Below are 24,849 nucleotides of genomic sequence, written 5' to 3'. Positions count from 1 at the left end.
AGCACTCGAAAACGCGAAAGGCAACACATTCTGTCAAGCATAAGTGAATCTGTTACATATTTACATCTCGCGACAGCCTTCAACTTGCGTCGCGATAAGGGGGTTTAAGAGCACGCTATCATTCCGCCCGGCTCCCGCTCCCAATGCATACCGGGTGGAGCAACCAGAACGTGGGCCTACCAGCCCTGCGAAATGTTCTCGACTGCAAAAGTTAGAGAGACGAGATCACCGCCCTGCCCTGAAGTCCGATCGTTCCCTCCGAAACGCTGGCTGGCGCGTAAGAACGAAATATGCGATCTACGCACATCGGGAAGTCTAGTGCTGGCGAGCCTGAAGAACGAAATAACGGGCAGGCCAGTCGATTGAAACCAGCCTGCCCGAAGAAATGGGATTCCGTTGAATCGCGCCAGAACGCTGAACTTATTGAGTAGCGATGGCGTTGTTCATGATCCCGGTCGCTTCCTCAACCCATTCCGCCCCGCCGATGTCGGCGGCGAACTCGGGCCAGAGCGCCATGGCCGCCTCCTGCCATTTCGCCTCGTCTTCGGGCGCGCCGGTCAGGGTCATGCCCAGCTCGACCAGCTCCTTCTTGGCGGCCTCGGTCTCTTGCGCCGAGACCTCGCGCTCATATTGCGCAGCCTCTTCACCGGCCTTGTCGAGCGCGGCCTGCAGATCCTCGGGTAGACCCTGGTAGAAGCGCTCCGAGACGATGATCGGCCCGGACCAGATCAGGTAGTGGATCTCGGTGATGTATTTCTGGACCTCGTAGAACTTCGACGAGATCGCGGTGGTATAGGGGTTCTCCTGCCCGTCGATCACGCCCTGCTGCAGCGCCGGGAACACCTCGGCCCAGGCCATGGGGATCGGATCGAGCCCCCAGGACTTGAAGGTCTCGATGGCGATGTTGTTCTTCGAGACGCGGATCTTCAGCCCCTGCAGGTCGTCCAGCGTCTTCACCTCGCGCTCGCCGTTGGTGAGCACGCGGAAGCCCTTTTCGAAGTAGCCCAGAACGCGCACGCCGGCCTCTTTCGGCAGGCGCTCGTTGAGCGGACCCTTGAGCGCATCCATCGCGGCATGCGCCTCTTCGTTCGAGGTGAAGGCATAGGGCAGCATCATCACGCCGACCGAGGGCGCCAGTGGCACGAGGTTGCCGGTATAGAGGATCTCGGATTCGATCGAGCCCATGCGCAGAGCCTGCGCGACCTCCTGCTCGGAGCCAAGCTGGTTCGACGGGAAGATCTGCACGTCGATCCGGCCATCCGAGTATTTCTCGACCAGCTCCTCGAACTTCAGCGCGCCCTTGTGGGTCGGGTTGTTCTCGTTGTCGCCGTGGCTGAGCCGCATGGTGTAGTCCGCCGCCGCCGCAGGCAGGGCGACCGCGAGGGCCAGCGCGGCCGTGGCAAGGGATTTGCTAAACAGTTTCAAGATAGTCTCCTCCGATTGAAACTCAGTTGGTGAAACCCAGCACGCCGGGCAGCCACAGGGTCAGCTGGGGCACGAAGGCCACCAGCACCATCACGGCGATCTCGGCGCACAGGAACGGGATCGAGGCCTTGGACACCTTCTCGACCGTGGTCTCGCCGATCTCTGACGCCACGAAGAGGTTCACCCCGAGCGGCGGCGTCGAGTATCCGATCTCGCAGGCGATCACGAAGATGATGCCGAATTGGATCGGGTCGATCCCGACATTGGCCACCACCGGCAGTAGCAGCGGCGTCAGGATGATGATCTGGGTCAGCGTCTCCATCCACATGCCGATGAAGACCAGCATCAGGAGCACCAGCAAGATCAGCATCGTCGGTTCCGACACCGTGTCGATTAGGAAGCCCGACACCAGCTGCGGCACCTGGAACATCGACAGCATGCGCCCGATGATGCGCCCGGTGACCAGCACCAGCATCACAGTACCGGTGATGCGCACCGCGTAGATCACTGCGTCGACGAAGAGCGGCAGCCGGATCTCGCGGTAGACGAAGATGCCGACGAAGAGCGCGTAGAGCACTGCCACCACCGACGCCTCGGTCACCGTGAAGACGCCTGTGTAGATGCCGCCGAGGATGATGACCGGCGCGGCCAGCGCCCATTTCGCCTCCCATGCGGCCTGCCCGATGGTGCGCAGGCTGCGCGCTTCGACATCGCCCGAGCTGTAGCCGCGCTTGACCGAGATGAAGCGGCTGGTGGCCCAGAGCGCCACCGCCAGCAGCAGCCCCGGGATCACCCCCGCCACGAACAGCGCGCTGATCGAGGTCTCCGAGGTGATACCGTAGATGATCATCGGGATCGAGGGCGGGATGACCACGCCGATGCCGCCCGCCGAAGAGGTGATCGCGGCGCCGAAGCCCTTGTCGTAGCCGTCCTTGATCATCGCCGGGATCATGATCGAGCCGATCGCCGCCGTGGTCGCCGGGCCCGAGCCCGAGATCGCCGCAAAGAAGGTGCAGGCGACGATGGTCACGGTGGCCAGCCCGCCGGGCGCGGGCCCGACGATGGCCCGCGAGAAGCCGATCAGCCGCTGGGTCAGCCCGCCTTTCTCCATCAGGGTGCCGGCAAGGATGAACATCGGTACGGCGATGATGGTGAACTCGTCCACCGCCGAATAGGCAGTCTGCACGAGGTAGGACATCGGCATGTTCGCCGCGGTCATCGCCAGCACTGCGGCCAGACCGATCGAGATGCCTACGGGCACGCCGATCAGCAGCAGCACCACGAAGGACAGCGCCATCAGAAGCGTCGGATCCATGGCGTTACTCCCCCATCCGGGCGTCGGCGGGGCCCTCGCCGGTCTGCCAGCGGCGGATCATCACCTGCACGATGCGGACGGACATGAAAGCAAAGCCGAGCGGCACGATCATCTGCACCCACACGAGGTTGATGCCGGTGGTCTGCGAAATGTAGGGGAATTCGAACATCGAGACGGTAAACCAGTAGCCGTGCCAGATGACGACGGCGTTGAACACGAGCCACAGCAGGTCGGCGAGCGTCAGCATCGCCAGCCGGGCGCGCTGCGGCAGGAACTCGAGATGCAGCGAGACACGGATGTGGCGGTCGCCCTCGGCGGCGATGACAAAGCCGAAGTACACCGCCCAGACGAAGGCAAAGCGGCTGACCTCCTCGAGCCAGCTGAACGACCGGCCCATGCCGAAGCGGGCGATGACCTGAAAGCCCAGCAGGGCAACCACCGCCGTCATCAGGATCGCGCCCAGCCATTCCTCCGGCGTGCGTCCTCCCAGGTACTTACGCATTCATCCTCTCCCTCACGAAATCGTCGATCCGGGCCCGGCGCAGGGCCGGATCCGGCGCGGCGAAGGCACGCAGCCAGCGCGTGGCCTGCGCCGCGAAATCCGCATCCTGCCCCAGCCGGCCCGGCCAGAGCGGCAGCGTCAGCACCGCGCGCATCAGGCTTTCGCTGTCCGCCGCGTCGGCACGCATCTGCGCCAGCTGCGCGCCCATCGGATCGCTGGTCACCACGCCGCCACCATCGGGGCGGCTGTCGCCGGCCTGCAGCGCCCAGCCCGCCAGCACCATGGCCTGCAGCTCGGCGGATTTGCCCTGCGCCAGCCGCTCGGCGGCGGGAGCGGCGATCCGCTGCGGCAGCTTGAAACTGGCATCGCTGGCGATCTGGTTGAGCGGGTGGTGGATGGTCGGATTCTGCAGCCGGGCAAGGCAGGTGCGGCCATAGGCCTGCAGGTCCTCACCCTCGGGGCAGTCCAGCGTTTCGGCCTGCGCCGCAAGAAACGCCCCGGCCCAGCGTTCGAGCACGGGATCGGTCGCGGCAGCGTGCGAGCTGTCGTGGCCACAGAGCCGGCCAAGCTCGGCATAGGCCGATTGCAGACCGTTCAGCAGCCGGTGCTTCATGTGCTCGAAGGGCGCGAGGTCTGCGACGATCTGCACCCCCGCCGTCTCGAGCGCCGGGCGCGGCCCGGCAAAGCGATCCTCGATGACCCATTGCCGGAACGGCTCCGCCACCACCCCGAGCGCATCGCGCCGCCCGCAGGCGGCCTCGAGCCGGCCCCGGCTGGCGTCGGACATCGCCGGAACGATGCGATCGACCATCGAGGTGGGGAAGGCGACGTTGCGCTCCAACCAGTCCGGCAGCTGCGGGAAGGCACGCGCGGCATAGTCGCGCAGCACCGAGCCCAGAAGCCGGCCGTTGTCGGCGACATTGTCGCAGCTCGCAAGCGTGATCGGCGCGCCCCCGGCCTGCCGCCGCCGCTCCAGCATCCACGCCAGATAACCGATCGCGGTGCCCGGCGCCTCGGGCGCGGCGAGATCCGCCGCCACCTCCTGCGGGTCCAGCGCATGGCTGCCGGAGTGGTGGCAATATCCCTTTTCGGTGATGGTGAGCGTGCAGAATGCGATGTCCGACCAGTCCACCGCCACGGCGGCAGCGGCGTCATGCACCTGCAGCAGCGTCCCGATCTCGCGGCAGGCCCGGCCCTGCCCATCCTCGGTCACCAGCGCATAGACCCCACCCTGCGCGGCATGGCTGGCGGCGATGTCCGGCGGCGTCAGGTTGATGCCAACCACCCCCCAGTCGCCACCGGCGCGGGCCAGCTCGTCGTAGTAGCTTTGCTGGTGCGCCCGGTGGAACGCTCCCACCCCAAGGTGCGCCGCCCGCAGCCGCAGCCCCGCGCGATCGTAGGACACAGCGCGCGCCATCAGAAATGCACCATGACCTTCAGCGTCTCGGTCTTGTCGAGCGCCCGGGCAAAGACCGCGGCCGGATCATCCAGCGACAGGTCCGCGGAAATCATCGGCCGCAGGTCGACCTCGCCGCTGGTGATCTGGCGCACGGCCTCGGCGAATTCATCGATGAACCGGTAGGTGCCGACAAGGCGGATCTCGCGGGTCAGCAGCTTGGCCAGATCGACCGGCGCGCGGGGCGGCAGGAAGCCGACCTGCACCACGGTGCCGCGGGGCCGGCAGGCCGCGATGGCCGTGTTCAGCGCCGGCGCCGCGCCCGAGGCTTCGAAAACCGCGTCGCAGCGGGGCGCATCCGTGAGCGCCGCCATCGCGGCGGTATCGCCCGCATCGAACACCTCGTCCACACCAAGCGCCCGCGCCCGCTGCAGCGCGGCGGGGGCGATGTCGCTCATCAGGATGCGCGCGGCACCGGCGGCGCGCGCGGCGGTTGCGCACATCTGCCCGATCACCCCCGCACCGGTGACCAGCACCGTCGCCCCGCTCAGATCCCCCGCCATCGCCACCGCATGCAGCGCCACCGCATAGGGTTCGGCCATGGCGACGTGGCGCAGGTCCGCATCCTGCGGCAGGTGGATGCACTGCCGCGCCTCGACCACGAGCTCGCTCGCGAAGCCGCCATCGCAATGCGGAAAGCGGGCGGCGCTACCCATGAAGGACATGTCGGTGCATAGGTTCGACAGCCCGCGGCGGCAATAGTCGCAGCGCCCGCAGGGCAGCGCCGGCGTCACCGCCACCTTGTCGCCGGGGACGAAGCCGTCGACACCCGCGCCGGGCAAGTCGACCACGGCCGAAAACTCGTGCCCCAGCACCATCGGGCCGCGCAGCACGGAATCGCCGACGCGCCCGTGCTGGAAATAGTGGATGTCAGAGCCGCAAACCCCGCCGAACGCGAAGCGTAGGCGAATCTGTCCGGCCCCCGGCTCGGGGCGCGGCGACTCCTCGATGAGCACCTGTTGCGCCCCGTGTATGACACAAGCTTTCACGTCTCCCCCTCCCTGCAGCGCCAGAAGTTTGCGCTTGATGCAGGCATTTTTAGAACATAAGGTTCACATGGCGGTCAAGATGGAATAATCATTCCAAATCAGCAAGCCCCCGGCGGAGGAGGTCCGGGACTTGCAGATCGAGGGGAGCGGAAAGCTTGAACACGAACACCCATAGCACCGGACCGGCGCGCGATTTCGACTCCCTGCGCGACGCGATCGCAGGCGCCTATGACGATCTCAGCAAACGTCTGAAACTGATCGCGGATTTCACCCTGCGTGATCCGTCGTCGGTCGCCTTGCGCACCGCGGCGACGCTGGCGGAAGAGATCGGCGTGGCGCCCTCGGCGATCATCCGGTTTGCGCAGCACTTCGGCTACTCAGGGTTTTCCGAGATGCAGGCGGTGTTCCGGGCGCAGCTGCAGGCCAGCTCCACCCCCTACCGCGACCGGATCCGCGATCTGGAAAAGAGCGGCGCCGCCCGCGACACCGCCGAGATGACCGACCGTTTCGTCGAGGCCGGGATCGCCTCGCTGCGCGAGCTGCAGACCGCCGCCCCCGCCGATCGCGTCGAAAGCGCCGCACGGCTGCTGGCCGATGCGCGGATCGTGCATGTGCTCGCGCACAAGCGCACGTTCACCGCCGCCACCTACCTGGCCTACAACCTGTCGCGGCTCGAAGTGCCAGCCAACCTGCTCGACGGCACCGGCGGCACGCTGGAGCAGCAGATGGTGATGGTCTCGCCCGAGGACATTGTGGTTGCCATCTCGTTCAACCCCAGCGCCGAAGAGACCGTGCAGGCCTTTGATCGCGCGCGAGAAATCGGCGCGCGCACCATCGCGATCACCGATCTGGCACGCCCCCCCTTCATCCACGCCGACAGCTGGTTCCAGCTGTCCGAAGCCAGCGTCGACGGCTTCCGCTCGCTCAACGCGACGATTTCACTGGCGCTGATCCTGGCCATCCGTGCCGGGACGCTCTGCGCCGAACAGCGCTCCGACAACGAAGACTGAGGAACCCCTATGTCCAGTCAGCCCTCCCCGAAATACGACATCATCACCATCGGTCGGACCTGTGCGGACCTCTACGCGGACCAGATCGGCTGCCGCATGGAGGACGCCCGGAGTTTTTCCAAATACGTCGGTGGCTGCCCGACCAATATCGCGGTCGGTGGCGCGCGGCTCGGCCTGAAGACCGCCCTGCTCAGCCGGGTCGGCAACGACCAGATTGGCCGCTTCGTGCGCGAGACGCTGGAGGCCGAGGACGTCGAGACCCGGGGTCTTGCGACCGACCCCGAGCGGCTGACCGCCATGGCCTTTCTTGGGATCGAGGACGACCGCAACTTCCCCCTGCTCTTCGTGCGCACCGATTGCGCCGATGCGGCGCTGACCGAGGATGACATTGACCCCGAGTTCATCCGCGAGGCCGCGGCAATCGTCGTCACCGGAACGCATTTCTCCAAGCCCCACCTCGAGGCTGCCTCGTTCAAGGCGATGCGGATCGCGCGCGACGCCGGTCGCAAGGTGGTGTTCGACATCGACTACCGCCCGAACCTCTGGGGCCTTCTCGGGGCCGGCGAAGGCGACGTGCGCTTTGTCGCCGATGCGGCGGTGACCGCGCGGGTGCAGCGCATCCTGCCAGGTTGCGACGTCGTCGTCGGCACCGACGAAGAGGTGCATATCGCTGGCGGCTCGACCGACACCCGCGAGGCGCTGGTCAACATCCGCAAGGTCTCGGACGCGATGATCGTGCTGAAGACCGGGCCCAAGGGCTGCCTCGTCTTCCCCGGCGATATTCCGGAAGAGCTCGAGGATGGCATCTCATCGCAAGGCTTCCCGGTCGAGGTGTTCAACGTGCTCGGGGCGGGCGACGGCTTCATGGCGGGCTTTCTGCGCGGCTACGTGCGCGGCCTGCCGCTCGAGGAATGCTGCCGCATCGCCAATGCCTGCGGGGCCTTCGCGGTGTCGCGGCACGGCTGCGCCCCGGCCTACCCGAGCTGGGAAGAGCTGCAGTTCTTCCTTGAGCGCGGGGTGATCAACCCCCGCCTGCGCGAGGATGCCGAGCTCGAGCACGTCCACTGGGCCACCACCCGGCGTGGCACCTGGGACAATATCTGCGCCTTCGCCATCGACCATCGCGCGCAGCTCGAGGAGATAGCCGCGCGCTGCGGCGCCGACCCCGCGCGCATCGCGGCATTCAAGGACCTGGCGCTCGATGCGATGCTGGCGTCGCGCCGCGCCGGGGTCATGCTGGGCACCCTGCTCGACAGCACCTACGGGCGGCAGGCGCTGTTCCGCGCCGAACGCGAATCCATGTGGATCGGCCGCCCGGTGGAACTGCCCGGCTCTCGCCCGCTGAGATTCGAAGGCGCCGCTTCGCTCGGGGCCGAGGTCGCCTCCTGGCCCGACGACCATGTGATCAAATGCCTGGTGTTCTACAATCCCGACGATCCCGAGCCGCTGCGCCGCAGCCAGCTCGACCAGTTACACCGGCTTGCCTCGGCCGCCCGCCTGAGCCGGCACGAATACCTGATCGAGGTGATCGGCACCGCCGAAGGCCGGCGCGGCGAGGCTGCCACCGCCGAGGCGATGCAGCAGATCTACGATGAGGGCATCCGCCCCGACTGGTGGAAGCTCGGCGATCAGACCGAGGCCGGGTGGGCCGCGGTCGGCGCGGTCATCGAGCGCAACGACCGCTGGTGCCGCGGCGTGCTGCTGCTCGGCCTCGACGCGCCGGCGGATGTGCTGGCGGACAGCATCGCCCGCGCCGCAGCCTGCGGTCAGGTCCGCGGCTTCGCGGTCGGCCGCACGATCTTCGGCGAGGCGGCTCGCGCCTGGCTATCGGGCGAAATCGGCGATGCCGAAGCCAAAGCGCAGATGCAGGCGCGCTTCGGCCAGCTTGTCGATTACTGGCAGGAGGCACGCCGGGCGCAAGCAGCCTGAAGCCGGCACGGGAGGCCCTTTGGGCCTCCCTCACGCACAGCCGGCCTGCTAGGGCAGAACCGCACGAGTCCGACAGACGACCTCAGCCGAAGCGAAGCACGCTCGACCCCACCCAGCCCGGAAGCTGGTCGGGGGCACGCGGGAGTGATCGTGCCGGCGGTGGCGCGGAGAGTGTGAGCTAGCCAGCGCGCCCGAAGCGCCCGAGGCAAAGGCCGCCCTGCCCCGGGCCCGCTCCTAGTAGGCCTCGCGATAGAGCTGGAGTGCCGCGTCTTCGGTCACCTCGACCGGGTTGTTGCCAAGCAAACGCGTTTGCGCCATCGCATCGCGCGCAAGCAAGGGCAGGCTATCCTCCGGCACATCGACGTCGCGCAGCCGCCGGGGCGCGCCGGTGCGGGTCATCAGGTCTTGCATGAAATCGACGAATGCGGCTGAGCGCGCCTGCGTGTCATCGGTCGACGGCCCCATCACCACATCGGCAAGCTCGGCATACTGCGCAGCGGCGGCGGTCATGTTGAAGCGCAGCACCGGACCCAGCATCACCGCATTGCTCAGGCCATGCGGCAGGTGGAAATGACCGCCGAGCGGATACGCAAGCGCATGCACCGCCGCCACCGGGCTGTTGGCGAACGACTGCCCGGCTAGGTTGGCCCCGATCAGCATCGCCTCACGCGCGGCGCGGTCCGCGCCGTCTTCGCAGGCCAATACCACGTTATGCGCCAGCAGGCGCAGCGCCTCGCGGGACAGCGCGTCCGAGATCGGGTGTTTCTTGTGCCGGCTGGTATAGGCTTCGATGGCATGGACCATCGCGTCGATCCCAGTGGCAGCGGTATGGATCGGCGGAAGCCCCACGGTCAGCGCACCGTCGAGCAGCACAAGGTCCGCATAGAGCTGGCGTCCCACCACGCCCATCTTGCTCGACGCGCCGGTGGTCAGGATGGTGATATTCGTCACCTCCGAGCCGGTGCCAGCCGTGGTCGGCAACTGCACCAGCGCCACCCTTCCACCCTTTATCTTGTCGATGCCGTAGAGCTCGGACAGCGGTTGCTCGGAGGTCAGCAGCACCGCCACGAGTTTGGCGATATCCATCGACGAGCCTCCCCCCAGCCCGAGCACGATATCGCAGCCCGCGCCGCGACCGGTGTCGACACAGCTCAGCAGCACCGCCTCGGGCGGATCGGCGACCACATCGTCAAACACGGTGATCCTGAAGCCGGCCGCGGTCAGCGACGCCTTGGCGGCATCGAGCACCCCCGCCTCATGCAGGAACTTGTCGGTCACGATGAGAATGTCGCGCGCCTCGAAGTGCCTGGCCAGCAAACCGCCAAGCCGTGAGGCCCCGCCCCATTCGACCCGCATAGCCCCCGGCGTCTGGAATAAGAACGGCTGGATCAAATCTGTCATGGTGTACTCGTCTCCCTTAGGTCGGCCCCGGCCACCGCGTGGCGGCGGCGGGGCCTGCGTGGTGGTTTCAGATCGCGCTGCACAGGTATTTGAGCTCGAGATAATCCTCGATCCCGTAGCGCGACCCCTCGCGCCCCAGCCCCGATTGCTTGATGCCGCCGAACGGCGCGATCTCATTCGAGATCAGCCCGGTGTTGTGGCCAACCATGCCGTATTCCAGCGCCTCCGAGACGCGCACCGTCCGGCCGTGATCGCGGGTGTAGAAATAGGCGGCCAGTCCGAAGATCGTATCGTTGGCCATCGCGATGGCCTCTTCCTCGGTATCGAAAACGAAGATCGGCGCCATCGGGCCGAAAGTTTCCTCGCGGGCCACGTCCATGCGGGCATCCACCCCGGTCAGCACCGCCGGCGTCAGCAAAAGGCCGCCCTCGCGCTGGCCGCCCACCAGCCGTTTCGCGCCCTTGCTTTCCGCGTCCTCGATGTGCGCAAGCACCTTGCTCAGCGCCGCCTCGTTGATCATCGGCCCGATGTCGGTGCCATCCTCAAGACCATTGCCGACCCGCAGAGCCGCGACCCGTTCCACCAGCTTCTCGGCAAACCGGTCGTGGATTCCGCGCTGCACCAGAATGCGGTTGGCACAGACGCAGGTCTGCCCGGCGTTGCGAAACTTCGAAGCCATGGCGCCCTCCACCGCGGCGTCGAGATCGGCGTCGTCGAAGACGATGAACGGCGCGTTGCCGCCAAGTTCGAGGCTGACTTTCTTGATCGTCGGCGCGCATTGCGCCATCAGCTGCCGTCCGACCTCGGTCGAGCCGGTGAACGACAGCTTGCGCACCGTGTCGCTGGCGGTCAGCACCTTGCCGATCTCGGTGCCGGGGCCTGTGACGATCTGCAAGACGCCGGCCGGAACCCCGGCGCGACACGCCAGTTCCCCCAGCGCGAGGGCGGTCAGCGGCGTCAGGTCGGCCGGACGGACAATCATCGAACATCCAGCTGCCAGCGCCGGCGCCACCTTGCGGGTGATCATCGCCGCCGGGAAGTTCCACGGGGTGATCGCCGCCGTCACCCCCACCGGCTGGCGCAGCACCGAGAGGCGCTGGCCGCGGCTCGGCGCGGGGATGATATCGCCATAGACCCGCTTGGCCTCTTCCGCGAACCACTCGATGAACGACGCGGCATAGCGGATCTCGCCGCGCGCCTCGTGCAGCGGTTTCCCCTGTTCGAGGGTCATGATACGCGCCAGATCGTCGGCAGCGTCGGTGATCAGGCCGAACCACTGGCGCAGGATAGCGCTGCGCTCGGTGGCCGGGCGCGCGGCCCACGCCCACTGTGCCCGCTCGGAGTGCGCGATCACCGACTCGATCTCTTTGCCGGACAGCGCCGGAACGGTGCCGACAAGCGAGCCGTCGGCGGGATTGAGCACCCGCACCACGGCACCCGAGGCGGCCTCCTGCCAGCCACCGTCTATCAGGCAGGCCCCCTTGAGGAGACCCGCATCGTTCAGATCGTGCATGTCGCACCTTTCATCTTGCTTGGGATTTTCTGCTGTGCCGGACGCCCGAGGCCGCCCACCGCCGAAGCGGTCAGTCGCCGGGCGGGCCCGGCTCGCCGAGACTGAGGGCTAGTCCCGGTTGCGCCACGATCATTTCCTGCGCGACCGCCTCAATCGACTTTCGCCCGTTCATCGCCGCCTTCTGCAGGTGCTTGTGCGCCTCGACCAAGTCCATCTGGTGCTGATGGCACAGCATCAGCTTGGCCACATGCACCGCGGTCAGCGCCATTGCCCGACCTTCGGCCTCCGCAATCCGCCGCGCGTCGCCCTGCCGGCGGCGCCAGAGATCGCGGCTGATCATCAGGTTGGTGAGCAGGCCGAAGGGTTTAATCGGCCGTTCGATCACCGCCGCCGCGCCAAGTTCCAGAACCAGTTGCAGCGTCGAGGGATCTTCGTAGCCGGTCAGCGCGATCGTCGGTGGACTGCGGTCGGTCAGATTGTCGATCAGCCGCCGCACCTCGTCGCGGGCATCGGCTTCGACGGTGACAATCGCGACATCTGCATCGTCGGGCAGCCGCGCCGGGATCGGCCACTCCAGCCGCGGCAGGCAGCCAATCCTGATGAGGTGAGTCACCAGTGCCTCCGCCTCCTCGCCCGGAGGCAGGAGGACCAGGACCCGTGTCCCCTTCAGGTCGCTGATGCGTGGCTTCCGGCGGGCGCTAGACATCTTCGGGCGTACGGTCCTCTATGCAATGTTCGACCATGTACGGCTCGGGGCGAACCGGCTCGGGCGCCGTCTCGAGCACCTGAAACTGTCCGTCGCTCGCGGCGCGCGCGACCCGCGGCCAGAGGTAGCTGTGGTGGGTCGCCGCATCCAGCCGAACCGGACCTTCCGGCGCGTTGAAGGTCACGCCCCACAGAGCCTCGCGCACCTGCTCTACGGTCAGTTCGCCACAGGCGCGGGCCGCGGCGGCGAACAGGTGCACTTGAAAGTAAGCCGCTTCGGCGCCTGAGGTGATCGGCATCTCCGCGCCAAAGCGCGCCTGCATCGCAGCGACAAACTTGCGGCTGGCCGGGGTGTCGAGCGTAGCGAAATAAGGGGCCGCGGCGATGCAGCCCTCGGCCACATCCGCCCCCATCCGCGCAAGGTCGGATTCATTGGTCGCGAGGCTGGCGATGGTCACCCCGCGGGCGCGCAGCGAGGTGCGCGCGAAAGCCTGGTAAAGACGGATCGTGTCACTGCCGACAACCGTGGAGTATATGAAATCCGGCTGGGCCTGTTCCAGCTTCGCCATCACCGCCGCCAGCGCGGCGTCGCTCGCGCCGATCGGCAGGTAGTCCTCGCCGAGGATCTCGCCGTCGGCCTGCTCGAACAGGTCGCGCATGATGCGGTTCGATTCATGCGCATAGATGTAGTTGTTGCCGATGAAATAGCCGCGCGGGCCGTAATGCCGCAGCAGGTGGCGGGCGATGGGCAGGCAGTTCTGGTTCGGTGCCGCGCCGGTGTAGATGCAGTTCTTCGAGAATTCGAAGCCCTCATAAAGCGTCGGGTAAAACAGCAGCGCCTGCCGCCCCTCGATCATCGGCAGCACCGCCTTGCGTGAGTTCGACATATGCGTGCCGAACAGCGTGCGCACGCCAAACTTATCGCACAAGGCTTCGGCTGCGCGCAGGTAGTCCGCCGGGCGCGGCCCGACCGGCACCCGCACTGGCACCAGCGCCACGCCATTGATCCCCCCTGCCTCGTTGACCTCGCTGATCGCCAGTTCGGTCGCGGCGGCCTGGGTCGCCTCGACCGCCGCGGTCGGGCTGCTGTCCGAGAACAACAGCCCGACCGGAAGGCCATCACGATTACGGTTCAGCGAATGCATTAGAGCGTCTTCCAGTCATGCGCCGCCTCGAAGGCCGCTGCCGCACGGTACAGCAAGGCTTCGGAGAAATCCTGCCCGACGAGCATCATGCCCACCGGCAGACCATTGCGTTTGGCGCAGGGCACGCTGAGCGCCGGCAATCCGGTGGCGTTGAACGGCGCGGTATTGGCGTTCATTTCCAGTGCCCGGCCAACAAATGTCGCCGCATCGCAGCCTGGATCCGGCAGCTTCGGTGCCTGCAGCGGAACGGTCGGCATCAGCAGCACATCGTAGTCGGCCAGCACCGTCTCGTAGGCACGCTTGAGCTGCCTCACGAGGTTCTGCGCCTTAGCGTAATACTGGCCGTGATAGCGCGTGCCAAAGTAATGCGCCGCCAGCAGCACCGATTTCATATCGTCCGGGAACAGCGCCGCGTTGTCGCGCCAGTCGCGCTGCGCGCGCATCAGCGACGACAGGTAGAGCCCTTTCCAGTTTGAGCCGTAATTCAGGCCCTCAAGCTGGCGCACCGTCCCCTCGACCGCGATCGGCGACCATATGCCATGACCCTTGCGGTGCAGCGGCAGCGAGATCTCGTCCACCGTCGCACCAAGCTCGGCATAATGCGCCGCCGCGGCGCGCACGGCCTCGTCCACATCGGGCTCGGAGTTCTCCCAGCCAAACCCCTCGGGGATCACCGCGATCCGCAGGCCGGCGCAGCCGGCATCGAGCCCGGCGGTGTAGTCCCGTCTTTCCGGCAGGCCGACCTGCCGCGGATCGAGACCGTCGGCCCCCGCGATCACCTCCAGGACGCGGGCGTTGTCGCGCACGGTGCCGGACATGATGCCGGCGTGGTCGAGGGTCATCTCCACCGGCATCACGCCGGTGTAGGGCACCAGCCCATGCGTCGCCTTCATTCCGACAAAGCCTGCGTAGGCCGCCGGGATGCGCACCGATCCCCCCTGGTCGGTACCGATCGCCACATCGACCAGCCCCGCCGCCACCAGCGCCGAACAGCCCGACGACGATCCTCCCGCCGAGCGCGTTTCGTCATGTGGGTTGCGCACCGGGCCGAGCGCGCTGGTGTGGCTGCTGCCGGAGACGCAGAAATACTCGCATTGCGCCTTGCCCTGGATCACCGCACCAGCATCCAGCATCCGCGTCACAAGCGTCGCGTCAATCTCCGGCATGTAGCCTTCGAGCGTCGAAGCGCCGTTCATCATCGGCACGCCCGCAAGGCAGACATTGTCTTTCAGCGCTACACTCAGTCCTGCGAGGGCGCCCCCATCGGCTCCCTGAACCTCGGACCGCACGTACCAGGCGTTGTAGGGGTTGTCCTCGGGAGCCGGGCGGTGGCCCGGCGTGCGCGGATAGCGCACCTCGGGCAGGCTCTCGGTCAGCGCGTCAACGATCTGGTAGTCGTCACTGACCCCGTCAAGCAGCGCGCGGAACGCCTCGATATCATCGGCGTCGAGCGCAAGGTTGTAGTGGAGGCTCGCGGCGGCGATGTCGCCGGCCTCGGGTCTGCGGATGGTCATGCTCTAGCCTTCAATCCCAATGAATGTCTTGGCGTCATCTGTGGAGCCGGGCGCCTTCGGGTCGATCGTCCGCACGACGCTGCCCTTGTCGATGGCGAGAACCCGGTCACAGATCTGCCAGAGGAAATCGATGTCCTGCTCGACAAGGATGATCGACAGCCCGCGGCTGCGGCGCAGTTCGATCAACACGTCGATGATCTCGTCGCAGATCGACGGCTGGATGCCTTCGGTCGGCTCGTCGAGCAGGATCAGGTCGGGCCGTCCGCACAGGCAGCGTGCCAGCGCCAGAAGCTGCTGCTCGCCGCCAGACAACATGCCTGCCTGCCGGTCGAGGAGCCGCACGAGCCGTGGGAACAGCAGCAGCACCTGTTCGATCTGCGCGGTGGCCGTGCCGAAATCTTTGACGCAGCCCATGCGCAGGTTCTCGCGAACGCTGAGCGCCTTGAAAAGCTGCTTGCCTTGCGGCACGTAGCCGATCCCCGCGCGTGCACGCATGCGGGTCGGTGCCTTGGTGATGTCCGCGCCGGACTTCGCGATGCGGCCCTGCCATGCCGGCAGTTCGCCCATGATCGCGCGCAGCAGCGTCGTCTTCCCCATGCCGTTGCGGCCAAGAAAGCCGACACATTCCGCCGCGCCGATCTCCAGATGCAGATCGCGCAGCACGGGAACCCGCCCGTAGCCGGAACTCAAACCGTTGATATCAAGCATCGGCCGTCTCCTTTCTACCCAGGTAGGCGGCGCGGACCTGCGGGTCCCTCGCAACCTCCTGGAAACTTCCTTCCGCGATGACCTCGCCCTGCTCGAAGACGGTGACGCGCTCGCCGATCATGCGGATGAAATCCATGTCGTGCTCCACCACGATCACCGCGCTGTGCTGGGTGATCTCGCGGATGATCTCCACGGTCTTGACGCTTTCGCTGTGGGTCATGCCGGCCGCCGGCTCATCGAGTAGCGCGACCGCCGGCCGCGATGCAAGGATCTGCCCCAGCTCGACCCATTGACGCTGGCCATGCGCCAGCTCGGCGCAGGACCGATCACGCAGATCGGCAAGCCCGATCCGCTCGAGCACCTCGTCGACCCGCGCGCGGGTCTCGGCGTGGCGGGCCTTACGGTCGACCGATAGCGCGAGGTTCTCGGCCACGGTCATGCCCTCGAACAGGCTCGGAACCTGTGTCTTGATGCCGATACCCAGCCGCGCCACCTGATAGGGCACCAGAGACTTCAGTTCCTTGCCGCGGAACGTGACGGTGCCGCGTGTCGGTTTGTACTGGCCGCTCAGCAGGCGAAAGAAGGTGGTCTTGCCGGCGCCGTTCGGGCCGATCAGGCAGCGCAGCTCTCCGGCCCGCAGTTCGAAATCGACCGCTTTGACGGCATGCACGCCGCCAAAGCTCACGCCCAGTCCCTCGGCCTTCAGGATGACATCTTCACTCATGCGCCTCGCTCCGCGGTTGTTGTGACGGATTTGCCGGGCCGGAGCTTGCGCAGCCACGTGCCCAGTAACGGTGCGATGCCTGCGGGGACCACGAGGACAAAGAAGGTCAGCACAACGCCAAGCACGAGGTTGACCTGGATCGCCTGCTGCGCCCCGAGACGGGTCGTCGCCCATTGCAGCGCGACGCAGCCGAGGATCGGCCCGATCAGCGTGCCGCGGCCTCCAACGATGACCCAGATGATCACCTGCGCCGATTGCACCAGCGCAAAGATCGTCGGGCTGACGAAGGCCCCCCAGTTGACGAACAAGCAGCCAGCGAGCCCGGCGATCGCGCCGCCCGCCGAGAAGGTGGCCAGCTTGCTGAGCGCGACATTGTAGCCGAGCAGCTCCGCCCGGTATTCGTTCTCGCGGATCGCAATCACCACCTTGCCGGCGCGGGTGCGCAGGAACAGGCTGATGGCGACGAAACAAGCGACCAGCAGGATCAGCGACAGGCGGAAGATCGCAGCCGGATCCAGCGGGGAGCCGTCAGGCCAGGCCAGCGTGGGGATCGCGGTGATGCCGTTGAAGCCCCCCAGTTGCGCGTCGCCGATCCGGTACTGCGGCCCCGAGGTCGAGTTGATCAGGTTCATGAGGATCAGCGAGACGGCAAGGGTGATCACCCCGACGTAGATATCGCTGATGCGGCCGTAGAACATGAAATAACCCAGCACGGCGGCAAACAGGGTGGGCGCCGCGATACCGATCGCCAGCGCCAGCAGGCCGGGGCCGAAGTTGATCGCCGCCACGGCGTAGGCGTAGGCGCCGAGGCCGAAGAAGCTGGCCTGCCCGAGGCACATGATGCCGCCCTTGCCCCAGATAAACTCGAGGCTCAGCGCAAGGATGGCCATGACGGCGTAGATGGTGATCTCGTAGACCGTGTAGAGCTCGATCAGGTTCGGCAGGGCCATGCCGCCGGCAACGACGGCCAGCAGGCCGAGGGTTTGAAGGGTGCGACTCATCAGATGGACCTCCGGAAGAAGCGTCCGGTGATTCCCTGCGGCAGGATACGGATCAGGACGACGGCAGCCACCAGCAGCATCACCTCGCCGATCACCGGCGTGTAGAGGAAGGTGAACATCTGGCTCACCGTGCCGAACAGCACCGAGGCCGACAGGTTGCCCGCGATCACCGCGGCGCCGCCGCTGATCACCGTGATGAACGCCTTGGCGATATAGGTGGCGCCAATGGTGGGAATGACGCCTGTGATCGGTGCCAGCGCCGCGCCGCCCAGTCCGCCGAGCGCCGCGCCAAGCGCGAAGGTCAGCGAATAGACACGGCGCGGGTTGCCGCCGAGGGCTGCGACCATGTCGGGGTTCTGCGTCGTGGCGCGCGCGTTGAGACCGAAGGAGGTAAACTTGAACAATGCGTAGAGCGCCGCGAACACCGCCACCGAGAGGGCGATCAGATAAATGCCGTAGCCGCTGACCGAATAGTCTCCGATGCTGACACTCGACAGTGGCGTGGAGATGCCGGTCGTGGTGTTGCCGACCAGCATGGTCATGCCGCCGATCAGCGCCAGGCTGATGCCCCAGGTCGCCAGCATAGTGTCGATCATCCGCCCGTAGAGGTGGCGGACCACCAATGATTCCAGCGCGAGGCCGAGCAGGCCGACGCAAAGCGGCGCGACGATCAGCGACGCGACCCAGAAGTTCAGCCCCGCCCAGTTGGTGGCGTAGATGGCGGTGTAGCCCCCGATCATCAGGAACTCGCCATGCGCCATGTTAATGACTTTCATCATCCCGAAGACCACTGCCAGTCCGATGCTTATGAGCACCAAGACGGCAGCGGACCCGAGGATTTCGATCGTCAGAAGGGATGCGAAATCCATTTCGATTCCTTAGAGTTCGATCACGTATTGGGTGTTGTCGTCGGGATTGGCGATCAGGTCGCAGGACATGGCGGTATCCGCCGGCGGTTGCTGCGCGAAGGTCTCGACCGGCACCAGTCCGCCGTCTTGGACCCGCGCGACATGCACGTCCATGATTGTGTGATGGGTCTGCGGGTCGATCTGCACGCGGCCGCTCGGCCCATCCAGCGCGATGCCGGTCTCCAGCGCCTCGATCACCGCCATGCGCTCGGTGGTGCCGGCCTGTTCGACGCCCTTCGCCCACAGCTTGAAGCCCTGGTAGGCGCCAACGCCCAGTTCGGTGATATAGGGATAATCCGCACCGTACATGGCGTGGAAGTCCGACACGAAGGCCCGGTTGGTCGGGCTGTCGAGTTCCTGCAGATAGTTCTGGCACACCATGAAACCGTCGCATTCCGCGGGGGTGAGGATCACGTGCTCGTTACCGCCGGCAAAGGTGGTGGACGAAAGCGGGATCTGCCCGTGCATGCCCGCCGCCTGCCACTGCCGGTAGAACGAGATATGCGCACCGCCGACCAGCGCCGACCAGACGTAGTCGGGCTTGGCGGCCTGGATCTTCGAGATCGACGTCTTGAAGTCGGTCACGTCCAGCGGGAAGAACTCGACGTCCAAGACCTCGCCGCCGTTGTCGGCGGTGAATTTGCGCACCCAGTCCGCGGTGATCTGGCCATAGTTGTAATCTGCCGCAACGATGTAGACCTTCTTGCCGAAGGTGTCGGACGAGTACTTCACCAGCTTCTCGACGGTCTGGCCCGGTGTCACGCCCGTGGCGAACATGTTGCGGTCGCAGACGCCGCCCTCGTATTGGTTGGCGTAGAAATACGGGGTGTTGAACTGGCGCATGATCGGTCGCAGCACCTCGCGCGAGGAGGAGGTGATGCCGCCGAACACCACGGCGGGCTTGTCGGACAGAACGGTCTGACGGCCGAATTGCGCATACATCTGCATGTTCGATTGCGGATCGAACACCTTCAGCTCGATCTCGCGACCAAGCAGGCCCCCATTGCGGTTCTGCTCGGCCACGGCGAACTTGAGCGTGTCGACGATCGGCGCGCCATAGACATCCAGCCCGCCGGACAGGTCATAGAGCGCCGAAACGGTGATGGGGGTGTCTTGCGCGGCGAGGATGCTCGGGCAGGCAAGAGCAGCGGTCGAGCCAAGCAGGCCCAGCGTCTGACGACGGTTGATTTTCATTTCTTAACCTCACTGATGGTACTCGCAGGTCCCCCATCAGGTCGCAGCGCCAACAAACCGCCAGGCCACAAGACACACGCCAGCCGGGGACCGGCGCGAGCAGCCGGCGAGCAGACGTGTAACGAAATGGGAGATGGACCGGCCTTGAGCCTGGTCAAAAGCGGCGTGACGCTGTTGGCACGCCGAAGTTTCAGGCGGGAAGCGCCCGAAGTGGCCTAGCGGTAGCAGGCGCACGAAGTTGTGTAAAGAGGAAGTGACAGGCGGAGACCGTCACAGTTTGTGGCACCTCCGCGTGGCTGGGTTTGCCGCCGCCATTGAGACTACGCCCTATCGATCAGGGAGTTCCACCGATGTCGAAGCGGATAAGGTCTAAATATGCAATTACGATCAGTGAACTAGCGATGCTGAGTTTCACACAGAACGCACGGAACTCGTCTACACTATTGAAATGGCCCAACTGTGAACAGAGTGATGCCGTCGCGCGCGCTCTGCGCGAGCACGGCCTGGGATATGCCCGCCCCGACCCAGGGACGGGCCCCAGTGCCCATGGCGCAGCCCTGAAGAGCGCCGGCTGTACAGTCAGTCTTTCAGGAGTGCGTCCGCCCAGTCGGCGATGGCTTCCGCGGTCTCGACCGGTTTCGCCGCCGGCAGCGCGTGGCTGGCACCGTCGATCACCGTGACCGTCACGCGATCACCCAGCTCGTCGCGTACCTCCATGCGCGAGCTTTCCGGCCGGAAGGGGTCCGAACCCGCCTGCAGGTCGAGGATCGGCGCGGTGCCGCCCGCCCAGTAGTCCTCGCGGTCGGTCAGCTTGCGCGCTGCGCGCTGGCTGACAGTGACGTCCTGATGCCAGCCCTCGAGCCAGGGCTCGGCGCTCGCCTCGTCGGTGAAGAACGCCAGCAGCAGCCCTTCCATCTTCTGATCCCGGCTCGAGTCCGGATCGTTGATCATGGTGATCGCCTCGGAAAGCTCCGAGGGCCAGGACTTCGCACCGCCCGCGATCAGCGCCAGGCCCGAGACCATCTCTGGGTGGTCAGAGGCGATCGTCTTGGCGATCCACTGGCCGTAGGCATGGCCTGCGACGATGGCCTTGCCGCCCTCTTGGGCAATCACCGCGGCGAAGTCGTCGCCGAAGTCGTGGAAGGACACCTCGGTCATCTTGCCGGTGCTGGCCCCGATGCCGCGCGGTTCCGGCAGCGCGACACGGTAGCCGCGGTCGGACAGCCTATCGGCCAGCGGCGCAAGCTCGCCGGAGCTGCGGCCGGTCGAAGCAATCACCACCACCAGCGGCCCCTCGCCGCGGACCGAGTAGCCCACCTGCGCGTCGCCATTTACCGCCGTCTTCTCCTCGACCTGCGCTTGCGCAAGGCACGGCATCGCCAAAGCGAGGGCAAGGCCCATCGCCGCAAATCTCGTTTTCATGTCGCCATTCCTCCAAGGGCCCCACACTGTCCGCGACCTGTCCCGGCGTGGGGTAAGCCGGGGGCGGGTCCGCTCAGAACCCGGGGCGCGGAATTACGGACGCCTGCTCCGTCACCGGGTCTTCGTGTGGCCCGTGTCCACCGAACCTTCTGCACCCGGGGCATATTGCAGCATCGGCCGTTCATAGATGTCGCCGATGCCTGCGAAAAAGGGGCCGCCCAGCCTGGAAATCGGGGCCAGCTTGGTGACGTCCACCCTGCGCCCATCGAACACAGACTCGGCGAAATGGAAGGCCAGCACCTCTCCGATGTAGAGGGTGTTGATACCCTTGCCGAGGGTCACGCTCTGATCGAGACGGCACTCCATCTGGATCGGAGAAGCGGCAATGCGCGGCGGGCGAACGTGGCGGCTTGGCAGCACCGAAAGGCCGAGTTCTTCCACTTCGCTGATCTCGGGTGGGAAATTCTGGGCGGATGCCCTAATCGGTTCCATCGTGTCCTGGGTGGCCACGTTCACCACGAATTCTCGGGTATCCAGGATATTGCGCGCGGTATCCTTCATCTCGCCATCGGTGCCGGCCCGCAGGGCGATATTGACTGCCAGCATCGGCGGCGTCGTGGCCACGTAATTGTAAGAGCTGAAGGGGGCCAGGTTCACTCGGCCCGCCGGGCCCACCGTACTGATCCAGGCGATCGGGCGGGGCACCACGGCGCCAACCAGCAGCCGATACGCCGTTGCGGAATCCATCCCATCGGCATCGAGCGTGTTGTAGACGGTCATTGGGTATCCTTTGCTTGGTTTTGCATCTGCGTCTCGGAAAGGGAGGACGGCGAACCGGCGCGGTAGCGTCTCCAGGCCGTCCGCGCGCTGAGCAACACCAGTCCAGCGAGCAGCACCAGAAGCACAACGCTGATCGGCCGTTCCCAGAAAATCGAGAAGGAGCCCCTCGACATGAGTAGCGCGCGCTTGAAGTGCTCCTCCATCATCGGCCCCAGGATGAATCCCAGCAAAAGGGGTGCGGCGGGATAGGCTAGACGGTTCATCACCAGACCAATGATGCCGAAGATCATCACCAGCGCGATGTCGAACACCTGGTAGTCTATTGAGTAGACACCAATGCAGATGAAGAAGAGCATCGCCGGGAACAGAATGTTGTAGGGGATCGTCAACATGCGCACCCAGACGCCGATCAGCGGAATGTTCAGGATCAACAGCAGGACATTGCCGATCCAGAAGCTGGCGACGAGCCCCCAGAACATCTGCGGCTGGTCGATCAGGAACCTGGGACCCGGCACGATACCGTGGATCATCATCGCGCCCAGAAGAAACGCCATCAACGCGTCACCCGGGATCCCCAGACTCAAAGTCGGCACAAAAGCCGACTGCACCGCCGAATTGTTGGCGGCCTCGGGGGCCGCTATGCCCTCGAGCGCGCCCTTGCCGAACCGTTCCGGCGTCTTCGACTGCCGCTTTTCCACCGCGTAGGCGATGAAGGTCGCAATGGTGGCCCCGGAGCCCGGAAGCGCGCCGATCACCGCGCCGATCGCCGTTCCCCGCAGGGTCGGTTTTACGATGACCTTCCACTCGGCCTTGCTCGGAAACATCGACCTGAAGGTGATCTTGCGCGCGGCGGGCTTGCGAGACGTGTCGCTGGCGATGGAATTCAGGATCTCGGCCACACCGAACAGGCCCATGGCGATCGTGACGAGGCTAATGCCGTCATAGAGCTCGACCTGCCCGAAAGTGAAGCGCGAGATACCCGTGTTCAAATCCGTCCCGACCAGACCCAGCGTTAGTCCCACGGCCACCATCGCAAGGCTCTTCAGCTGTGACCCCGAGCCAATGGTCGATGCCAGGAACAATCCAAACGCCATGATCAGAAAGTATTCCGCCGACGAGAACGACAGCGCAGCGCGGGCGATCAGCGGCGTGAAGCCCATCATGAGGATGATCGCGATCGAGCCGCCGACGAAGGAGCAAATGGTCGTGACGAAGAGGGCGAGTCCGGCTCGGCCCTGTTGGGTCATGGGATACCCGTCAAGCGCAGTTACTGCCGCCGTCACGGTACCCGGCACGTTCAGCAGAATCGACGCGGTAGAACTCCCGTATTGCGCTCCGTAGAAGATGCCTGCGAGCATGATCATCGCAACGGTGGGATCGAGGTAATATGTCAGCGGCAGGGACAGCGATACCGCTGCCAGGGCACCGACGCCAGGCAGGATCCCCACAAAGGTCCCGACCGTCACGCCGATGAAGCAGAACAGCAGGGCGTCGAATGAAAGCGCGCGTTCGAAACCGAGTAGAATATCAGCATACATTGCCATCACCCCCAGAACGCGTGAAGCGGCAGGCCAAAACCCAAGATGAACACGACGTAGCCCAGTGCGGCCAGCCCGATGGCGGTGAGGCCCGCGCGTGGCAGTGTCATGGAGCGCTCGGCGAAAGCGCCGATCAGTACCAGCAGCAGCGTCGCCGGGACGAGCCCGAGCGGCCCCACCGTCGCGGCGAAGATGGCCAGGCTCAGCGTCACCATGACCAGCGGGCGCACCGGTGCGTCAAGCTTCGGGCGGCCCCCGCTACGAAGCTCCCAGAGGATCCCCAGAGCCAGGAGGGCCAGCCCGCAGCCGACCGTGACCGGCAGGAAGCCGGGCCCCATGCGCCGAAGCGTTCCGACACCAACCTCGACACCTTCGAACGCCACATACAGTCCAAGCAGAAACAGGGCCGCCGCGACTGTGTATTCCCAGGGGCCAGAACTTTGCCTTGGTTCGGTATTCTCTTGAGATTCCATGATTTCTTGGGTCCAATTCTGCGTCGAATGAATGAGACGCGGGCGCCTGAGTGCCTGCGCTTGCAAGGCGGAGACCGGACCGTGGAGGACTTCAGACACCTCTCGCCGGCCCCCGCTCAGGACTTCGCCAAATCTACCGCGGTCAGTTCCGCGGCACGTCTGCGGCGTCTAGCAGCTTCAGCAATCGCTCGGATTCACTTTCGAGGAATCCCCTGAACTCATCTGTGGGCTTGTAGAACATCATGACGCCGCTGCTTTCGAGCCGCGTCCGCACGCTTTCGTCCTGCAGAGTGTCGGAGATCGCAGCGTCGAGCGTTGCGACGACTGCCTCGGGGGTGCCGGAAGGGGCCGATACACCGAACCAGGTGCTCATCTGAAATTCCCCCATTCCGAGTTCTTTCATCGTCGCGACATCGGACATCAGCGGCGTGCGTTCCGGAGCGGCGACACCCAGCGGCATCAATGCACCACTTTCGATGTGTGGCAGCAACGGAGGCAGGTTGAGAAAGGCCATGTCGACGTTTCCGGCCAGAACATCAACTACCGCAGGCGCAGCGCCGCCGTAGGGGATATGCACCATCTGCGTGCCGGTCTCCTGCATCAACAGAACGCTGGAAAGGTGTGGCAGGCTCCCATTCCCGACAGAGGCGAAGGCGAGTGCGTCCGGTTCTTCTTTCGCCGTGGCGACCAGATCATTCAGTGTCGAAAGGCCCGTGTCACTTCCAACGACCAGAATATTCGGAACGTTGGCAACCATGGCGACCGGCGCGAAATCGGCAAGGCCTTCATATTGCACCGGCTGGATCTCCGGCGTGATGAAATGTGTTGGCGAGCTGGCGATCAGCAGGGTGTAGCCGTCAGGGTCGGACTGCGCCACATAGGTCGCCGCGATGGCCGTTGCGGCCCCCGGCCTGTTCTCGACCACCACGGGCTGACCCAACCTCTCGGTCATCCCTTCGGCGAGGGTTCGCGCGATCAAGTCGGCCGAACCTCCCGCAGAGTACGGGTTCACAAGAGTGATCGGCTGCGTCGGATAATTCTGCGCGGCGGCAAGGCTTGCCGAAAGTGCAAGGGTGGCCAGGGTCAGGCCCGTAATTCCAGATTTCATAATATTCCTCCCATTGATACGGCAGTGCATTCCTCCCACTGCCGCGTGGTATATGCCCAGAGACCTACCGGGCCCGTTCTCACGACCAC

The 24,849-nt window shown here is 65.5% G+C and carries 22 protein-coding genes; 2 read left to right on the top strand and 20 right to left on the bottom strand.

Features of this window, described 5'->3' with window-relative positions; translation table 11 throughout:
• Positions 1-420: 420 nt before the first annotated feature.
• The 5 genes from ACXAJT_RS14470 to ACXAJT_RS14450 are packed head-to-tail and all read right to left on the bottom strand — an operon-like array spanning position 421 to position 5,687.
• On the bottom strand, positions 421-1,425 hold the full coding sequence (locus ACXAJT_RS14470) for a TRAP transporter substrate-binding protein (RefSeq protein ID WP_475236332.1): 1,005 nt from the start codon (positions 1,423-1,425) through the stop codon (positions 421-423).
• Between the two features lie 22 nt (positions 1,426-1,447).
• Positions 1,448-2,740, bottom strand: a complete 1,293-nt coding sequence (locus ACXAJT_RS14465) for a TRAP transporter large permease (protein WP_475236331.1) — start codon at positions 2,738-2,740, stop codon at positions 1,448-1,450.
• Between the two features lie 4 nt (positions 2,741-2,744).
• Positions 2,745-3,242, bottom strand: coding sequence for a TRAP transporter small permease (locus ACXAJT_RS14460; protein WP_475236330.1), 498 nt, complete (start codon positions 3,240-3,242; stop codon positions 2,745-2,747).
• Positions 3,235-4,659: a mannitol dehydrogenase family protein gene (locus ACXAJT_RS14455; protein WP_475236329.1), complete on the bottom strand. Its 1,425-nt coding sequence runs from the start codon at positions 4,657-4,659 to the stop codon at positions 3,235-3,237. Before ACXAJT_RS14455 ends, ACXAJT_RS14460 begins: the two co-directional genes overlap by 8 nt.
• The gene (locus ACXAJT_RS14450; protein ID WP_475236328.1) at positions 4,659-5,687 is read right to left on the bottom strand and encodes an L-idonate 5-dehydrogenase; all 1,029 of its coding nucleotides are present in this window, start codon (positions 5,685-5,687) and stop codon (positions 4,659-4,661) included. The genes ACXAJT_RS14455 and ACXAJT_RS14450 overlap by 1 nt, the downstream gene beginning before the upstream one ends.
• 155 nt (positions 5,688-5,842) lie before the next feature.
• On the opposite strand from ACXAJT_RS14450, the gene ACXAJT_RS14445 reads away from it, so the two are divergent.
• Both ACXAJT_RS14445 and ACXAJT_RS14440 read left to right on the top strand, forming a co-directional pair.
• The gene (locus tag ACXAJT_RS14445; RefSeq protein WP_475236327.1) at positions 5,843-6,697 is read left to right on the top strand and encodes a MurR/RpiR family transcriptional regulator; all 855 of its coding nucleotides are present in this window, start codon (positions 5,843-5,845) and stop codon (positions 6,695-6,697) included.
• A 9-nt stretch (positions 6,698-6,706) separates the two neighbouring features.
• On the top strand, positions 6,707-8,626 hold the full coding sequence (locus tag ACXAJT_RS14440; protein WP_475236326.1) for a bifunctional 5-dehydro-2-deoxygluconokinase/5-dehydro-2-deoxyphosphogluconate aldolase: 1,920 nt from the start codon (positions 6,707-6,709) through the stop codon (positions 8,624-8,626).
• Positions 8,627-8,860: 234 nt separating this feature from the next.
• On the opposite strand, the gene ACXAJT_RS14435 is transcribed toward ACXAJT_RS14440, so the two are convergent.
• From ACXAJT_RS14435 to ACXAJT_RS14365, 15 genes are all read right to left on the bottom strand, one after another.
• A complete protein-coding gene (locus tag ACXAJT_RS14435) occupies positions 8,861-10,027 on the bottom strand; it encodes an iron-containing alcohol dehydrogenase (RefSeq protein WP_475236325.1) in 1,167 nt (388 codons plus the stop codon).
• A gap of 67 nt (positions 10,028-10,094) precedes the next feature.
• Positions 10,095-11,540: an NAD-dependent succinate-semialdehyde dehydrogenase gene (locus ACXAJT_RS14430; RefSeq protein WP_475236323.1), complete on the bottom strand. Its 1,446-nt coding sequence runs from the start codon at positions 11,538-11,540 to the stop codon at positions 10,095-10,097.
• A 70-nt stretch (positions 11,541-11,610) separates the two neighbouring features.
• Positions 11,611-12,246, bottom strand: coding sequence for an ANTAR domain-containing response regulator (locus tag ACXAJT_RS14425; RefSeq protein ID WP_475236322.1), 636 nt, complete (start codon positions 12,244-12,246; stop codon positions 11,611-11,613).
• Positions 12,239-13,390, bottom strand: coding sequence for a transporter substrate-binding domain-containing protein (locus tag ACXAJT_RS14420; protein ID WP_475236320.1), 1,152 nt, complete (start codon positions 13,388-13,390; stop codon positions 12,239-12,241). The genes ACXAJT_RS14425 and ACXAJT_RS14420 overlap by 8 nt, the downstream gene beginning before the upstream one ends.
• A complete protein-coding gene (locus ACXAJT_RS14415) occupies positions 13,390-14,904 on the bottom strand; it encodes an amidase (RefSeq protein ID WP_475236318.1) in 1,515 nt (504 codons plus the stop codon). The genes ACXAJT_RS14420 and ACXAJT_RS14415 overlap by 1 nt, the downstream gene beginning before the upstream one ends.
• A gap of 3 nt (positions 14,905-14,907) precedes the next feature.
• Positions 14,908-15,612, bottom strand: a complete 705-nt coding sequence (locus ACXAJT_RS14410) for an ABC transporter ATP-binding protein (RefSeq protein ID WP_475236317.1) — start codon at positions 15,610-15,612, stop codon at positions 14,908-14,910.
• Positions 15,605-16,336: an ATP-binding cassette domain-containing protein gene (locus tag ACXAJT_RS14405; protein ID WP_475236314.1), complete on the bottom strand. Its 732-nt coding sequence runs from the start codon at positions 16,334-16,336 to the stop codon at positions 15,605-15,607. Before ACXAJT_RS14405 ends, ACXAJT_RS14410 begins: the two co-directional genes overlap by 8 nt.
• Entirely contained in the window at positions 16,333-17,337 is a 1,005-nt protein-coding gene (locus ACXAJT_RS14400) for an ABC transporter permease subunit (RefSeq protein WP_475236312.1), read from the bottom strand. Before ACXAJT_RS14400 ends, ACXAJT_RS14405 begins: the two co-directional genes overlap by 4 nt.
• Positions 17,337-18,206 (bottom strand): branched-chain amino acid ABC transporter permease, encoded by an 870-nt coding sequence (locus tag ACXAJT_RS14395; RefSeq protein WP_475236310.1) that lies wholly within the window; start codon positions 18,204-18,206, stop codon positions 17,337-17,339. Before ACXAJT_RS14395 ends, ACXAJT_RS14400 begins: the two co-directional genes overlap by 1 nt.
• A 9-nt stretch (positions 18,207-18,215) precedes the next feature.
• Positions 18,216-19,439, bottom strand: coding sequence for an urea ABC transporter substrate-binding protein (locus ACXAJT_RS14390; RefSeq protein WP_475236309.1), 1,224 nt, complete (start codon positions 19,437-19,439; stop codon positions 18,216-18,218).
• Positions 19,440-20,018: 579 nt separating this feature from the next.
• On the bottom strand, positions 20,019-20,861 hold the full coding sequence (locus ACXAJT_RS14385) for an alpha/beta fold hydrolase (RefSeq protein ID WP_475236308.1): 843 nt from the start codon (positions 20,859-20,861) through the stop codon (positions 20,019-20,021).
• 111 nt (positions 20,862-20,972) lie between these two features.
• Positions 20,973-21,641 carry a flavin reductase family protein gene (locus ACXAJT_RS14380; protein WP_475236307.1) on the bottom strand — a complete coding sequence of 223 codons (669 nt, stop codon included), beginning with the start codon at positions 21,639-21,641 and terminating at the stop codon, positions 20,973-20,975.
• Positions 21,638-23,179, bottom strand: a complete 1,542-nt coding sequence (locus ACXAJT_RS14375) for a tripartite tricarboxylate transporter permease (protein WP_475236306.1) — start codon at positions 23,177-23,179, stop codon at positions 21,638-21,640. The genes ACXAJT_RS14380 and ACXAJT_RS14375 overlap by 4 nt, the downstream gene beginning before the upstream one ends.
• A 5-nt stretch (positions 23,180-23,184) precedes the next feature.
• A complete protein-coding gene (locus ACXAJT_RS14370) occupies positions 23,185-23,652 on the bottom strand; it encodes a tripartite tricarboxylate transporter TctB family protein (protein WP_475236304.1) in 468 nt (155 codons plus the stop codon).
• 142 nt (positions 23,653-23,794) lie between these two features.
• A complete protein-coding gene (locus tag ACXAJT_RS14365; protein ID WP_475236302.1) occupies positions 23,795-24,760 on the bottom strand; it encodes a tripartite tricarboxylate transporter substrate binding protein in 966 nt (321 codons plus the stop codon).
• Positions 24,761-24,849 lie beyond the last annotated feature (89 nt).

Source organism: Salipiger sp. ABF4_146 (assembly GCF_056161345.1).
The sequence above is the reverse complement of the archived record's forward strand: the minus strand, read 5'-3'. Positions and strand labels throughout refer to the sequence as shown.